This window comes from Hymenobacter bucti, from assembly GCF_042681145.1.
Taxonomy (GTDB): domain Bacteria; phylum Bacteroidota; class Bacteroidia; order Cytophagales; family Hymenobacteraceae; genus Hymenobacter; species Hymenobacter bucti.
The window spans coordinates 757,597-772,870 of the sequence record NZ_JBHUFD010000018.1 but is presented as its reverse complement, the minus strand read 5'-3'; the positions used below and the strand labels follow the sequence as shown (position 1 = coordinate 772,870).

10 protein-coding genes and 1 tRNA gene are annotated in these 15,274 nt (G+C 63.3%); 4 read left to right on the top strand and 7 right to left on the bottom strand.

Annotated elements, in window-relative coordinates; genetic code table 11:
- The first annotated feature begins 121 nt into the window (after positions 1 to 121).
- The 3 genes from ACFSDX_RS22305 to ACFSDX_RS22295 are packed head-to-tail and all read left to right on the top strand — an operon-like array spanning position 122 to position 3,002.
- Positions 122 to 889, top strand: coding sequence for an MBL fold metallo-hydrolase (locus ACFSDX_RS22305; protein WP_382317639.1), 768 nt, complete (start codon positions 122 to 124; stop codon positions 887 to 889).
- A gap of 32 nt (positions 890 to 921) precedes the next feature.
- Entirely contained in the window at positions 922 to 1,404 is a 483-nt protein-coding gene (locus ACFSDX_RS22300) for a hypothetical protein (RefSeq protein ID WP_382317638.1), read from the top strand.
- A gap of 23 nt (positions 1,405 to 1,427) precedes the next feature.
- Entirely contained in the window at positions 1,428 to 3,002 is a 1,575-nt protein-coding gene (locus tag ACFSDX_RS22295; RefSeq protein WP_382317636.1) for an NFACT RNA binding domain-containing protein, read from the top strand.
- A 130-nt stretch (positions 3,003 to 3,132) separates the two neighbouring features.
- On the opposite strand, the gene ACFSDX_RS22290 is transcribed toward ACFSDX_RS22295, so the two are convergent.
- A tRNA-Leu gene (locus tag ACFSDX_RS22290) sits at positions 3,133 to 3,214 on the bottom strand.
- A gap of 216 nt (positions 3,215 to 3,430) precedes the next feature.
- On the opposite strand from ACFSDX_RS22290, the gene ACFSDX_RS22285 reads away from it, so the two are divergent.
- Positions 3,431 to 3,883, top strand: coding sequence for a low affinity iron permease family protein (locus ACFSDX_RS22285; protein ID WP_382317634.1), 453 nt, complete (start codon positions 3,431 to 3,433; stop codon positions 3,881 to 3,883).
- A 76-nt stretch (positions 3,884 to 3,959) separates the two neighbouring features.
- On the opposite strand, the gene ACFSDX_RS22280 is transcribed toward ACFSDX_RS22285, so the two are convergent.
- The 6 genes from ACFSDX_RS22280 to purH form a co-directional block, all read right to left on the bottom strand.
- Entirely contained in the window at positions 3,960 to 4,487 is a 528-nt protein-coding gene (locus tag ACFSDX_RS22280) for a hypothetical protein (RefSeq protein WP_382317632.1), read from the bottom strand.
- 181 nt (positions 4,488 to 4,668) lie between these two features.
- On the bottom strand, positions 4,669 to 10,833 hold the full coding sequence (locus ACFSDX_RS22275; RefSeq protein ID WP_382317630.1) for an alpha-2-macroglobulin family protein: 6,165 nt from the start codon (positions 10,831 to 10,833) through the stop codon (positions 4,669 to 4,671).
- 138 nt (positions 10,834 to 10,971) lie between these two features.
- Entirely contained in the window at positions 10,972 to 11,505 is a 534-nt protein-coding gene (locus ACFSDX_RS22270) for a hypothetical protein (RefSeq protein WP_382317628.1), read from the bottom strand.
- Positions 11,502 to 12,503: a rod shape-determining protein MreC gene (gene mreC, locus ACFSDX_RS22265; protein ID WP_382317626.1), complete on the bottom strand. Its 1,002-nt coding sequence runs from the start codon at positions 12,501 to 12,503 to the stop codon at positions 11,502 to 11,504. The genes ACFSDX_RS22270 and mreC overlap by 4 nt, the downstream gene beginning before the upstream one ends.
- A 108-nt stretch (positions 12,504 to 12,611) precedes the next feature.
- Positions 12,612 to 13,637, bottom strand: coding sequence for a rod shape-determining protein (locus tag ACFSDX_RS22260; RefSeq protein WP_382317624.1), 1,026 nt, complete (start codon positions 13,635 to 13,637; stop codon positions 12,612 to 12,614).
- A gap of 77 nt (positions 13,638 to 13,714) precedes the next feature.
- A complete protein-coding gene (purH, locus tag ACFSDX_RS22255) occupies positions 13,715 to 15,256 on the bottom strand; it encodes a bifunctional phosphoribosylaminoimidazolecarboxamide formyltransferase/IMP cyclohydrolase (RefSeq protein WP_382317622.1) in 1,542 nt (513 codons plus the stop codon).
- Between the last annotated feature and the right edge of the window lie 18 nt (positions 15,257 to 15,274).

Here is a 15,274-nt window from a genome sequence, read left to right as displayed (position 1 = left end):
GAGTTGAGAGTTAAGCGTTAGCAACTGGCCTGGTCTTCACTTGTAAAGGGTGGCCAGATACCCAATTGCTAACGCTTACCCGCAAACTCTTAACTCTTAACTTTTAACTCTTAACTTCAAAGTGACTATCACGTTTCTCGGTACGGGCACCTCTTCGGGCGTGCCGATGATAGGCTGCGACTGCCCCGTGTGCCGCTCGCTCGACCCGCGCGACCAGCGCCTGCGGGTGTCGGTGCACGTGGCCGTGGGCGACCGCAGCCTCGTTATTGACACCGGCCCCGACTTTCGGCAGCAAATGCTGCGGGCTCGCGTCAGCCACCTCGATGCGGTGCTCTTTACCCACGAGCACAAGGACCACACGGCGGGCCTTGATGACATTCGGGCGTTTAACTTTCGGCAGCAGCAGGAGATGCCCGTGCACGCCGAGCCGCGCGTTATCCGGCAGCTTAAGCAGGAGTTTGCCTACATTTTTGCCGAGCAGAAATACCCTGGCGTGCCCCAGGTGAGCCTCCACCCTATCGAGCGCGACGACCAGCCCTTTGACGTGGCGGGCGTGGCCGTGCAGCCTCTGCGGGCCCTGCACTACCGGTTGCCGGTGCTGGGCTTCCGCATTGGCGGCTTCGCCTACCTCACCGACGCCAACTTCATCGGGCCCGAAACGATGGAGCAGCTGCGCGGGGCCGATACCATTGTGCTGAATGCGCTGCGCCGCGAGCCGCACATCTCACACTTTAGCCTAGCGCAGGCCGTCGAGGTTTTGGAGGACCTAGGGCCCCGGCGGGCCTACCTCACCCACATCAGCCACCAGCTAGGCCGCCACCGCGAGGTCGAGGCAGAGTTGCCGCCATGGATTCGGCTGGCGTATGACGGGCTGAAGATTGAGGTGTAATTCGTCGCACATTGGGGCGATATGATTGCGGTATGCACCTACTGGTTTATCTGAGGCGTCAGTACAGCTCGCCGCTGCCCCCAACGGCCCTGCTACGGCGGCTTGAGCACACGGTACCGCCGCGCCCGGCGGGCTTCTTCTGGTGGCTAGGTATCCGCTACCTGCCCTGCTGGGGCGAGGTAGTGCCTTCCAATCAATCTTTCCGGGCTCGGATGCGCTGGGGTCGCTCCAGCGGCGTAGTCGTGCGAGGGCGCTGGCTGGCAGCCCCTACCAGCGTGCCTTTGGCTGGCACGGTTGTGCAATTAACCGTTCGTGCTACTGTATCGGAGCTGCTAGCCAGCTTCTGTTTCCTGGCCATCGCTGCCGGGGGTATTCGGCTATCGCGCCCGGCCGATGTACTGATACCGCTGCTGCTACCGGGCGTTATGGCCTTGTTTTGGACTGGCCTTTTTTGGCTGGATATTCGCCGCGCTGAACGCTATTTTGGGCAAGCGCTTTTACTGACCAAGACGTAAGCTAAGCCAGTCCTCTTCTCAACATGCACACCAACTATTATTTCCTGCGCCAGCTGGCTCCGGCCCTTACCGAGCAGCTGCGGGGCTACCGCGTAGCCAGCTGCTTTTCGCAGGAAAAGGACGAACTGGTCATTGGGCTGTTGAGCGAAACCGGCGCGGAGTTCTGGCTGAAAGCCCAGCTGGGCGCGGCTTTTCCGGCGCTGGCCCTGCCCGAAACTTTCCAGCGGGCGCGCCAAAACTCAGTGGACTTGCTGCCCGAGCTCCTAGGCCGCACGGTGGCCGCAGTCAGCGCCTGGCCCCAGGACCGGGTGCTCCGGTTCGCTTTTGCCGAAGAGGGCGCCACGCTGGATTTCAAACTTTACGGGCCGCGTCCTAATGCCATCTTCCGGCCTGGGGTTGGCGCGCCGGCCCAGCTGTTTCACCAGCGCTACGCCGCCGACGCTGACTTGCAGCCGGCCGCGACAGCAGACGTCCCGCCCATTGGCGCAACTGGCAAGCTACCGCCCGCGCTAACTGACCTACCGGCCCGCTTCCTGCGCGAGCAGCGCGGCTATGACCCCGCCCCGCCCGAAGTCAAGCAGCAGCTGGCCCAGGAATTATTGACCGAGCTGGAGAAGCCGGCGCACTACTACCTCGTGCAGCTCGACGGGCGCACCCGGCTGAGCCTGGTGCCCCTAGGTACCATTTTACAAACCCTGCCGGGCAATGACCCCGTGGGGGCGCTGCGGCGCTTTGTGCCGCTCGCGCTGGGGCGGCGGGCCCTCGAAACTGAGCGCCGCCAGCTGCACCAGCTGCTAACGCGCCGAGCCGACGAAGCCAGCACCAGCGCCCACCTAGCGCGGCAACGCCTGCACGCGCTGGCCCACGAGGCCGGCTACCGCCACCGCGCCGACCTGCTGATGGCGCACCTGCACGAAATCAAGCCCGGCGCCGCGCAGCTCGAGGTCATCGACTTCTACACCAACGAACCGGTAGTGCTCAAGCTCAAGCCCCTCGAAAAGCCCCAGCGCACCGCCGAAAACCTCTATCGCAAGGCCAAGAACCAGCAGATAGAAGAGCGCCAGCTCAGCGAGCGCATCGCCCGGCGCGAGGATGAGGCGCTGCAAACGCTGGAGCTGCTCGAAGAGCTCGACACCCAGCCTGGCCTGCTGGAACTGCGCGGCCTGCGCACCTGGCGCAAGCAGCACGGCCTCGACCCAGTGGCCGCAGCCAAGGCCGCTGGCCCGGAGCTACCCTTCAAGGTGTTTGAGGACCACGGCTTCACTATCCTGGTGGGGCGCAACGCGGCCAACAACGACCTACTCACCCAAAAGTATGCGCACAAGGACGACCTCTGGCTGCACGCTAAGGACGTGACGGGCTCGCACGTCGTTATCCGGCACCGCGCCGGGCACCCGGTGCCCGAGCCCGTGGTGGAGCGCGCCGCGCAGCTGGCGGGCTGGTACTCGCGCCGCCAGCACGACTCGCTGTGCCCGGTCACGGTCACGCCCAAGAAGTTTGTGCGCAAGCCCAAGGGCGCGCTGCCGGGACAGGTAGTAGTCGAGCGCGAGCGCGTGGTGTTAGTGGTGCCCGGCAATCCGTTTGAGCACACCGCTTAGTAGCGTGAAGCGCCGCTTCGCGCAGCGTGTGGGAATTGCAACGGGCTGACCTTGGCGCTGCGCGAAGCGGCGCTTTGGGCTACGGCCGGACACAAAAAAGCCCGCTTTGCAGCGGGCTTTTTGTTTTGCGTGCGCGCGGGGAGATTCGAACTCCCACACCCGAAGGCACCACCCCCTCAAGATGGCGTGTCTACCAGTTTCACCACGTGCGCAAAGGGCAATCGGTAATTTGGAGCGACCCAGGGGCCGGCTTTACTGAGGTGGTAAAGCGGGTGCAAATGTACGCCCTCAATCCGCTTCTGCGCAACTATTGGCCCGAATTTGCTTGAAAAACTAAGCGCTTCAATTGTCCTTCATGAAGCCTGTTAGTTCTTTGGCAAGGTCTTAGCTCAGCTTTGCCTGCTCATCTTTTTTTTTCATTTTCGCGCATGGCCCACGTTAAGCAATCCTTTTTTGGCCACTTTGCCGAGAAAACGACCCAGTACTCGGGCACTACCTCCGTATTCGTAAGCGCGGTGGGCCTGGTGCTGCTATGGGCCGCTACCGGGCCCTTTTTTCAATATTCTGAAACCTGGCAGTTGGTCATCAACACGAGCACTACCATCATCACATTCCTGATGGTCTTTCTGATTCAGCGGGCCCAGAACAAAGACTCGCTGGTGCTGCACCTCAAGCTTAACGAGCTGCTGGCGGCTACCAAGGGCGCCAGCAACCGCCTCATCAACGCCCAGGACTTCTCGGAGGAAGAAATCCGGCTCATCCACCAGTTTTACTGCCTACTGGCTGAAAAAGCCAAGGAGGATAACGACCTAGGCGAAACCCACTCGGTAGAAGAAGCAGAGGACAACCACCACGAAAAGCTGGCGGCCCACCGCGATTAGCTTCGGGCACGATTTAACTTTAAACCAAAAAGGCCCGGTCAGTACTGACCGGGCCTTTTTGTTGCTTGGATAAAACCTAGCGGCGGTGGCGCTTGGCTTTTGTTTTAGTGACCTTCTTGGCGGTGTGGTGCACGGTGGCCTTTTTGGTTTTCGTCTTGGTTTTGCGGGCGGCTACCTTTTTAGTGCTGCGGTGAGCGGTAGTTTTCTTGGCCTTACTGCTGCGCTTGGTGGCTTTCGCCTTGGTGGCGGCACTGTGGTGGCGCGCGCTGCGGGTGCGGCTGTGGTGGCGCAGGGAGGTGTGGCGCTCGGTGCGGGCAACGAAGGCAATGTCTTCGGGCCGGGCTTCGGCGGCTTCGGCGTAGTGGGCGGTGGCGTCTAGCTCGGGGGCGGCGGTGCTCTCCAGCTCAGCCGACGAGGCGGTGGCCTTCGTCGCTTCGGCCATCTTTTTGTGGCGGATTGGCATCAGGAAATCGCGTTCGGCCCGCTCCCGGATACTCAGTTTTTCTTCACCAGGCAGCTTGGTTACGGCTGGGTTTTTGTCGGCTTGGGCCTGGGCCGCCGAGGCGCTCAGCAGCAAGGCACAAATAGCAATTAACTTCCGCATCAATAACTTAGGAGTTGGTTATAAAAACAAAAATAAGCCGTTGACCCTGACCAAGCAAGCCTAGGGTACCTCTAGCAACGGTGTTTTTTCAAGCCCTACTCGCGTTAGCCGGGGCCAACTAACGCTGTATCAGTGCCTCTAACGCCAGCCAGCGCAAGCAGGGCTTGAATTGGGATTTATCCTATTTAGTAGCTGCGCCGATGCGCAGCCGCTGCCCCGCCGACTGCGCCCTAAACTCGGGTGCGTACAGGCATTGCACCTGGCTGAGGCCGCCTGAGAAGTCGCCGGCCTGGCTGGCGCGCAGCCGGTATTCAAAGACGTGGGTGCCCCGCGGCACGGCGCTTAGGAAGAAGTTGGTGGCCGCGTCGCGGGGGCTTTCGTAGTAGCCCAGGCCGTTTTGGTATTGGTAGCCGCTGAGCTGGCTGATGGGCTCGAGGCCGGCGGCGCGTTGGTCTTTGAGGTGTACGTATTCGAGGGCGCGGTCGGTGCGCAGCACCAGGCGCACCACCAGCGCGTCGCCCACGCGCAGCGGCGTGGCGGCAGTGAGGGGCTCTAATTGGGGGCCGCTGGCGGTGCGAGTTTCGCGGTAGAGCTGGCGCTCGAGGCTTAGCGGGGTGGCGGCGGGCGTCACCTTGTCGAGGTCCTCGAAGTACTGCCAGTAGAGCGCGCCCCAGGCCACGCCCGCGCTGGGTTTGGTCACCGTGACCTTACCTAGGGCCGGCTGGATGGCGGCGGCGGGCCAAGTGGTTTTAAGGTAGCCGGTGCCGGCCTGGACGCCCGTAATTGGCACGGCTTCGCCGCCCACGGTGGCTTGCAGGGGCGGCGCGGCGGCCGCCCAGTCGGTGCCGCGCAGCAGCAGGGCGTAGCAGGCGTCGGCAGTGGCGCGGGTGCTCTCCCAGTTCTGGGTTTGCTTTTGGGTGAGCAGCCACAGCTTCAGCTCGTCCACCGACTTTTGGTCGTTTTTCACTTCATCGAAGGCCTCGATGAGCGTGGCCTGGGTTTCGGTGGGGGCCTCGCGCCAGTAGTAGCCGCCGCGCACGTCTTTCCAGTACATGCCTAGGTCGGGCGAGTGCAGGGCGTTTTCGGTAAGCGCCCGCAGGATGGTTTGGACGGCCGGGGCGGCTTTGTTTTCGCGGTACAGAGCCAGCGCCAGCTGCGCTTGCAGGTAGCGCGTTTGGGCAGGCCAGTGGGTAGCGGCCTGGCCGCGGTAGTAGGCGTAGGCGGCCTGCGCGGCGGCCGGGGGCACGGGCTGAGGCCAGAAGCTGCGGGCGTAGAGGGCCTGCACGGCGAGGTCGCCTAGGTGGTCGGCGGCGAGCGGCACGCCCTTCTGCTGGCGCAGCTCGGCGTAGTCGCGGGCAGTGGCGGCGTCGAGGTAGCGCAGGGAGTTTTGCAGCAGCGGGCGGGCGGCATCGTTTTGGGTGGCATCGAAGGCACCTAGCTTTTTGAGCTTGCCGAAGCCCGCCACAATGAGCTGGGTGAGGTAGCGGTCGGCGGGCATTTTCTCGAACCACGGAAACGAGCCATCGGGCAGCTGCATGGCTTGCAGCTTGGCCAGGGCGCGGGCGGTTTCGGCTTGCAGGCGCGGCTCATCGAAGAGGGTAGCTAGGCGGGCCAGGCGCTCGGTTTCGCTTTGGGCGTCGCGCACCCAGGGGGTTTCTTGCAGCAGCAGGTTTTTGAGGTCCTGGTTTTGAGCGAGCTTGCTGCTGAGCTGCTCACGCTGCGCGGAGGTGCCACTTTGGGCCTGGCGTTGCCACTCGGCCAGCACGGTTTTGAAGCACGGATTGGCTTTCAGAATCTGAGCGGCCAGCAGGTTGGCGTAGAGGCGGCTGAATACCTGCTCGGAGCACTCGTAGGGATACTCCATGAGGTAGGGCAGGCTCTGCACGGCGTACCAGGCGGGGTTAGCGGTTAGCTCCAGCGTCAGGCTTTGGTTGCGGCGGGTGGGGCTGCCGGGGCCGGTGAGTTTCTTCAGTTCGAAGGTGCGGGTGCCGGCGCCCACCAGGGGCAGCGGCAGGCTTTCGGTGATGAGAATCTTGTTGGGCAGCACGGGCAAGGTGTTTTCCTCGCCGTCAGAGTAAGCGGCGCTTGGGGCTGCTTGCTTTTTGCTACGCTTGCTTTTTACCACTTCTCCCCCAGCCTGGGTTACCACGCGGTAAGTCACGGCCACGGGCGCAAAGTCGGCGGGCAGGCTCAGTTGCCACCCTAGGGCCACGCTCTGGTGGGCAGCGGCCGACACCGTTTGCTGGGCGCTGCCTTTCACTAGCTGGCTGGTAATGTCCTGGCCGGTAGCAGCATCGAGCAAGAATAGCTGGGCCGTGCCACCTAGAGCGTGGTCGGTGAGGTTCGAGAACCGGGCGGGAAAAGTAAACGCGTCGCCCGGCCGCAAGAAGCGCGGCGCGTTGGGCGTAATCTGGATTTCCTTCTGCGTCACGAGTTGGCGGGCCAGCTGGCCGGTGTGCAAGCTCTTGTCGTGGGCTAGGGCCAGCAACTGCCAGCGCGTCACGGCCTCGGGCATCTGAAATTCGAGGACCACGTCGCCGTTTTTGTCGGTGTGCAGGGCGGGCTGCCAGAAGGCCGTTTCGCGGAAGTCAGTGCGGGTGGGGACGGTGGTGAGGTCGGGAATAGTAGGCTTTTTAGGTGTGCCGTAACCAACAGTCACAGTCTCATTCAACGCTGCGCCATCGGCCATTGCGGCCGAAGCCATGGGCGCTGGCGCAGCCGTCATTGCCATTCGGGAAACCGCCCCACGAATACGTATTGGGACGTTAGTATAGACTTTATTCTCTATTACCTCTGCCACTGGTGCGGAAAGGTTCAACTCATAGCCATTGAGCATAGGGTAGCGCACTTCAGCGAGTTGTGCACTCGCGTAAGCAATGCCAAGTAACTCCGAATTAGTTTGCCTAAAATATCCCTGCCAGGCAAACCGCGCCGGGTAATACTCTCCACCAAAGTCCAGCCCAATAAAGCTGTGCTTGCGAAACACGTCCAAACTCTGGTCGTAGAGCGTGGCTAGCAGCTCGGCCTCGGCGGGCCGGCCGTTGGCTTGGTGGATGGTCACGCGCCAGGTTTCCTTCTGGCCGGGCTGGAGCCGGTCGCGGAAGGTGGCGATGCTGAGGCGCAGCGGCTGGGGCTGCTCGGCCACCTGCACGGTGGCATCGTGGCGGTAGAGGTGGCCGTCGCGCACCTGCGTGGTGTGGATGTAGAGCGGCCCTAGGGCGGTGGCGGGGCCACTCGCTACTTCCAGGCGGCGCTGCTCGCCGGCGCGCAGCGTCAGCCACTCCTGGCGCAGGAGCTGGCCGCCGCGCTCTACTTCGAGCAGGATGCGGGTGTCGGCTTCACTGCTACCCAGTAACGCCAGCGTGCGCCCGCCAGGAGCCACCGTGTCGGCGGGCACCGTAAACCAATCGGGCGTGGCGTAGGGCACGGTACTGGCCTGCGCATCGTAGAGCACAAAATCGAGGTGGGCGTGGGCGGCCGTGTCGGGCGCGGCGGCCTGGGCTTCGAGGCGGTAGCGGCCGGTGGGCACGCCGGCCAGCAGGGCACCTAGGTCGAGGGCGGGGCTGGTTTTGGTATCGAAGGGCAGCGTCCTGACCAGCTCGGTGGGGGCTTCGTTGTCCTCGGTTTCGGGGGCGGGGCCGGGCACGCCGGGCAGGTTGGGGCGGTAGCGGCGGGCCAGCAGGCGCAGCGTGCCGGCGGCGGGCAGCGGCTCGCCGGTGGCATTGGTGCCGAGCAGCGTGACGGTGGGCGGGTGCTGGCGGTCCACCCGCTCGGGGCCGGCGAGTTGTAATTGGAGCGGATTGCGGCCGATGACCACGCTGCGGGTGCCGGTGCGGGTTTCGCCGGCCGCGTCGGTCACGTCGGCGGTTATTTCAAATAGATAGCCCGGTTCCCAACCCCGGCGGCCCGGCTTGGCAGCGGGCACGGCGGGCGGCGTGAAAGTGAGTGAGAAGTGGCCTTCGGCATCGGTAGCGGTGGTGCCGTGAGCAATTTCTTGGGTGCCGCGCTGGCCGCCGATGCCGCGCCCCCGCAGGCCATAATCGAGTACCCACAGTTCGCGGCGCGTAATACGATACTTCACGGTGGCTCCGTCGGTAGCCTGCCCAGCGTAGGCACGGGCACGGCCGTTCAGGGTCAGTGGCTGGCTCAGCTGCGGCCGGCCGGGCACCGAGTCGAGCGTTACCAAAAACGTGGGCCGCTTGTAGTCTTCGACCGCGAAGCTGAGGCTGCCGTGGTCGGTTTGCAGGCTCATCTCGCCGTTGAGCAAACCGGTGGGCAGCACCAGCGAGCCGTTGAAGCTGCCGTAGTCGGAGGTGGTGAAGGTCAGCGTTTGGGCGGTTTGGCCATTCACATCCACGAGGCGCACGCTCATCGGCTGGCTGGTTAGCAGGTTGCTTTTGGCACCTAGGCTCTCGGTCAGAATGCCTTTGAAATAAAGCGTTTGGCCCGGCCGGTAGATGGCACGGTCAGTGAAGAGGAAGATGCGGCGCTGGGGTTGCGCGGCATTAGGAATGCCGCCAGCAGAATAGTAGGCGTTCAGGGGCGTCAGCAGCGTGTCGCGGCCCAGCCACGAGCGCACGGCGCTCAGCTGCTCGCGCCCTAGGGCATCGCTGGCTTTGTTGGGCCCCGGCAGCTCTACCTCGCCGCTGGCGCTGGTGGGTCGCACGTCGCCCAGGCGGCGGTCATCGCGCTGCTTGGTGCGGTTGTAAACGTTGAAGGTTGCTTGGGCTTTTACCCCGGCCAGCGGGGCGCCGGTGGCCCGGTCGAGCAGCAGCAGGGTGGTGTTGCCGCTGGCCGCTGTGGGGCGATGCACGAGGCTCAGCTGGCTAGCGCCTAGTCGGGCGTAGGCCGTTACGGTGCCAACTGGCGCCTTGCTCGCGGCTGGGTCAGTCGAGAGCACAGCCTTGTTGCTGAGCAAGATGAGGTAGTAGCCGGCTGGCAACGCCGCGCCCGCCGCCGCCAGCTTTTGCTCTTTGTAACCAACCGAATGCGCGGGAACCGGCACGGCCCAGGTGGCGGCCGGGGCAGCTTTGAGGGCCCGGGCATAGCGCTGCGCCAACGGGCGGTTTTGCGGGTCGTAATTGGCACCCTGCTCCCACTCTCTCAGCGTGATTCGGTAGGCCCAAGCGTGCAGTTCGGTCACGTTGCGGGCCGTTACGTCGAGGCGCCAGGGCTGGCCGGGCACCACGATATCGGCCGCCGTAAAGGCTACTTCCGGCCGCTCAATCTCGGCGCGCAGGGCCCGCGCCCGCGCCGCGCCGCGCGACTTAGGATAGCGCGCTTCGGCCGCCCGCGCCAGGGCCACGGCGGCCACGGGGTCGGCTTCGCGCCGGGCCTCGGCCTGGCGGGCCATGAACTCGGCACTGAGGGGCAGAGCTTTATAAGCGTCGGCCAAGCGGGCCAAGGCGCGCACGTACTCATCGGCGAGGTCGGTGTTTTGGGTTAGGCCGTGCAGGTAGTCGAGGCGTTGCAAGTCCACATCAGCCAGCGCGGCCGGGTTATTGGCACCTAGGCGAGCGGCAGTGAGGCGCTGCAACAGCCGCAGCGCGTGCAGCTGGCCATTGAGCGAGTCAGCAGCCGGGGCGTCGAGTTTCAGCGCTGCAAACTCCTGAGCACTACCGAATAGCTTAGGGTCCGTTACTTGGAACTGCTGCTCGGGCCGCGTAATGTAGAGCTCCTGGTTTTGCAGACCCGCAATGGCGCGCTGGGCCAGCAGGTCGTAGAGCGTGGGGCGCAGGGCCCGGCCTTCGGCGTCGCCGCCGGTGGCCAGGTCACCTAGGGCGGCCAGGGTGGTTTTCAGCTGGCGCTGCGGCTCATCCTCCACCGACTGGTAGTAGTGCCGCACGATGGCGCCGCCCAGGCGGCCGGCATCCCAGGTGGCGAGGGTGGTGCCGCCGTCGGCGGCGCCGGGCGTGGCCTGGTCGGCGGTGGGCGCGGCGCCCCGGGTGCGCTCGTAGAGCTGGTAGCGGTGCCCGTTGTAGTAGCTGGCGTAGAGGCCCGCCAGCAGCGAGTGCAGGATGGGGCGGGCCGGAAACTGCGCCGTTTTCAGGTCGGCTTCGAGCAGGGCGATGGCCTTTTCGTCGGCGTCGTTTTCCTTATTATTGAGCAGCCTGATTTTGTAGAGCAGCGCCCGCACGTAGGCCGGGGCGTTGTTGTCGCGCTTGGCCTGCTGATATAGCTGCTCCACCAGCGGCGCGGCGGTGGCCGTCTGGTCTTTTTTGAGCAGAGCATCGATTTTCTTCCACTGCGCGGGCAGCGGCGGGCGGGGGCCGGGCGCAGCCGAATCAGCCAGAAAAGCAGTCATCAAAAGGGAGCCAAACAGGCCAAACAGCAGCAGGTAGCGCATGAGCAGAACGGGAGGAACTGCCCCAAAGATGCCAGAACCACGCCAAATGCACACTTTTCCAATGAGCAATTAATAAGGAGCAATGAGCCGACTGAATAAACAGCCTGCTCCTTGCTCCTTGTTAATTGCTCATTGAAATCATCCCCTCCCCCGCCGCACCGGGAAGAACAGCAACTGTACTATCAGCATCACCACGCTGGTGTAGAGGATGCTTACGCCTACCCGGCCTAGGGTCACCAGCGGGTGTTGCAGCGAGCCAAGCTCCAGAAAAAAGAAGGCAACGTGGTGGACCGTCACGAGCAAGGACAGGTACACCAGAAACCACTGCCAGCCCATCTGGTGGATGTTCACGGTGTCCTGGGCATCGTAGCCGTCGCGCGGGGTGAGCAGGCGCAGCACCCACGGGCGCAGGTAGGCCAGCAGCACGGCCGCGGCGGCGTGCAGCCCGCCCGTATCGTGCGCAATATCAACGGTAAAGCCCATGGCAAACCCCAGCAGCAGCTGCAAGGCAATGGGCGTGTTGATGGGCAAAAACAGCAGGAAGCCTAGGTAGAAAAAATTCCAGCCCAGGCCGAAGAGCACCACGCTGCTGTTGTCGAGCAGCAACACGTACAGGCCCACGTAGAGGGCGAAGCGCAGCAATTGCCCGCCAATGCTTGCGACGATGCTCATGGCTGTTTTGCTTTTGCGGCTTGGGCCTGGGCCGCTTTTACCGGGGCTGGCAGCTCACCGGTGTGCTGCTCCAGGGAATCGCGCTCGGCGCGGGGCGGCGTGGGCACCACGTACACGTAGTTGAGGCGGCTAAAATCGACCCCTAGGCGCAATTTTACCGTCGAGAAATTCTTATTAGGCTCGGTCGTGAACGACTCGACAGTGCCGATAAATACGCCCGCCGGAAACACCGAGTTGTAGCCCGAGGTCACGACCGAGTCGCCCACCACGAGCTTATTTTGGCGCGGAATGTAGTCGAGCATGGCGTGCGAAAAGTCGCTGCCCTCGGGCCAGCCCACGCTGCCGATGGTGCCATCGCGCTTGATTTGGGCCGCCACTTGCAGCTTGGAGTGCAGCACCGAGGCCACGCGGGCGTAGTGCGCGCTCACGGCCTGCACCTTGCCCACCACCCCGGCCGCGCTGATAACGCCGCGGTCAGGCTGCACACCGTCGGCACTGCCTACGTTCAGAGTCAAGTAGTTGTCTACTTCGCGCAGCGAGTTGTTGATGACTCGCGCCGGCACCAGCGGCAGCGTGGCCTGCCTGCTACTACCCAGTAGCAAAGTGTCGGGCCGGCGCTGCGAGTTAAGAGTTGACGCAGTTGTAGTTGGCAGCTGCGGCGCGGCCGGGCGCAGGTGCCGGTACACCACGCGCCCTAGGGTGTCGCGGCCCACGGGCAGCGAGTCGGCTTCGCGGTGCGCAAAATCGGGCGGAAAGAGCTGGCGCCGCAGCTGGGCATTGTCGGCCACGAGCTGCTGGTTGAGCTCGGCCAGCCGGAAATAGTCCGTAACCTGGGTGCGGCGGGCCAGCACCACGCCCATGTAAGCGTTGGCCGAGTTAAAAAACGCCGCCCGCTGGTACGAGCTGTTCGTCAAGAAGAAATACAAGCTCACTACCTCCAGCAGCACAAAGAGCATAACTCCTTGATAGCGCAGCAGAAAAGCAATAAGGTTACGCATAACTCAGTTAAGAGTTAAGAGTTGAGAGTTAAGAGTTAAGGGCTGCAAAGCCGCGGCGTTTCCGCTCTCGGCTTCATAACTCTTAACTCTTAACTCTCAACTCTTAACTTAGGTAAGCAGTACGCCACGGAAGGCCTGAATGTCCTTGATGGCCTTGCCGGTGCCGCGCACTACGGCGCGCAGTGGGTCTTCGGCGATGTGGATGGGCAGCTTGGTTTTGGCGGCCAGGCGCTTGTCGAGGCCGCGCAGCAGGGCCCCGCCGCCAGTGAGATGAATGCCGTTCTCATAGATGTCGGCTGATAGCTCGGGCGGGCTGATTTCCAGCGCCTTCAGCACGGCTTCCTCGATTTTAGCTACCGACTTGTCGAGTGCAATCGCGATTTCGGAAGACGTTACTTTAATGACCTTCGGGATGCCCGTCATCAGGTCGCGGCCGCGCACCTCGTAGTCGGGCGGGGTGTTTTCGAGCTCGGTGAGGGCCGCGCCCACCTCGATTTTGATGCGCTCGGCCGAGCGCTCGCCAATCAGCAGGTTGTGCTGGCGGCGCATATAATCTAGGATGTCCTGGTTGAACACGTCGCCAGCCGTCTTGATGGACTGGTCGCAGACAATGCCCGAGAGGGCGATAACCGCAATCTCGGTAGTGCCGCCCCCGATGTCGATTATCATCGAGCCCACGGGCTGCTCCACGTCGATGCCGATGCCGATGGCGGCGGCCATGGGCTCTTGAATCATCCAGACTTCCTTGGCCCCAGCATGCTCGGCCGAGTCACGCACGGCGCGCTTCTCTACCTCCGTGATGCCGCTCGGAATGCAGATAACCATGCGGTGCGAGGGCTGAAACAAGCGCCGGCGGGTGTCGATGAGCTTGATGAGGCCCTTTATCATCTCCTCGGCGGCGTGGAAATCGGCAATAACACCGTCCTTCAGCGGCCTGATAGTCTTGATATTATCGTGCGTCTTTTCATGCATCTGCTGGGCTTTGCTGCCCACGGCGATGACTTTGTTGGTTGTGCGGTCTTTGGCGATGATGCTCGGCTCATCCACCACGATTTTATCGTTATGAATGATGAGCGTATTGGCCGTGCCCAGGTCAATGGCGATGTCGCTGGTCAGGAAATTAAAGAAGCCCATTATAGAAAGGCGGCGAAAAGCAGGAGGAATTAAGCGGACAAAGGTACGGCCGAAACGGCCGCCCTTACGTCCAACTTTTAGTGCTTAAAGTGCCGCACGCCGGTCAGCACCATCGCCAGCCCTAGGCGGTCGCAGGCGTCGATGCTGTCCTGGTCCTTGATGGAGCCGCCGGGCTGCACTACGGCGCGCACGCCCGCCGCCGCCGCTATTTCGACGCAGTCGGGGAAGGGGAAAAACGCGTCGGAGGCCATCACGGCGCCGTGCAGGTCGAAGCCAAAGCTGGCGGCCTTCTCGATGGCCTGGCGCAGGGCATCGACCCGCGAGGTCTGGCCCACGCCCGAGGCCAGCAGCTGGCCCGCGCGGGCCAGCACGATGGTGTTGCTCTTGGTATGCTTGCAGATTTTGCCGGCAAAAACCAGCGCCGCTGTCTCATCGTCGGTGGGGGCCGATTTGGTTACTGTGCGGAAGTCCGCGGCCGTTTCGCTCTGCAAGTCAGCATCTTGCTCGATGATGCCGTTGAGCAAGGTTTTAATCTGCTTCTTCGGGAATTCTACCGGCTTCTGAAGCAGCAGAATGCGGTTTTTCTTGCTTTGCAGTATGGGTAGCGCGTCGGCGGCGAAGCTCGGCGCGATGAGCACTTCGAAGAACAGTTTATTCAGCTCCTGGGCGGTGGCCAGGTCCACTTCCTTATTCACGATGATGACGCCGCCGAAGGCCGACACCGGGTCGCAGGCCAGGGCATTAACGTAGGCCGTGTGCAGGGTTTCGGCCTGAGCCACGCCGCAGGCGTTGGTGTGCTTGAGGATGGCCACGGCGGGCTGGCCTTCGGCAAACTCGCGCATGAGCTGCACGGCCGCGTCCACGTCCACCAGGTTGTTGTAGCTCAGCTGCTTGCCGTGTAGCTGGTCGAACAGGGCACCTAGGTCGCCGTGGAAAGCGCCGGCCTGGTGCGGGTTCTCGCCGTAACGCAGGCTGGTGCTGGGTGCCTGGGGCGTAGTACCTAGGGCCTGCCCACCATCCAAAGTAGTACCCTGGCTTACGTACTTGAAAATCTCGGTGTCGTAGTGGCTGGTGGCGGCGAAGGCCGCAGCAGCGTACTGGCGGCGGTCTTCCAGAGTAGGCTGACCATTAGTGGCTTCCAGCAGCTGAGTCACGGCCTCGTACTGGTCGCGCGAGCTCACTACTAGCACGTCGCGGTAGTTTTTGGCGGCGGCGCGCAGCAGGGCAATGCCGCCGATATCGATTTTCTCAATCACGTCGGCCTCGGGCGCGCCGCTGGCCACGGTTTCTTCAAACGGATACAAATCGACCACCACCAGGTCGATGGGCGGAATACCGTGCTGCGCGGCCTGGGCGAGGTCGCCGGGCTCATGGCGGCGGTGCAGAATACCACCGAATACCTTGGGGTGCAGCGTTTTGACGCGGCCGCCGAATACCTCGGGAAAGCCGGTGAGGTCCTCCACGGCCGTGACTTCGGCGCCTTGCTCTTCCAGAAACTGCTGGGTGCCGCCGGTGGAGTAGAGCTGCACGCCGAGGCGGCGCAGCGTGGCTACCAGCGGGGCCAGCCGGTCTTTGTGGTACACGGAAAGCAGGGCGGCGCGAATGGGTTGGTCGGACATAAACTACGGGGCGTGAAA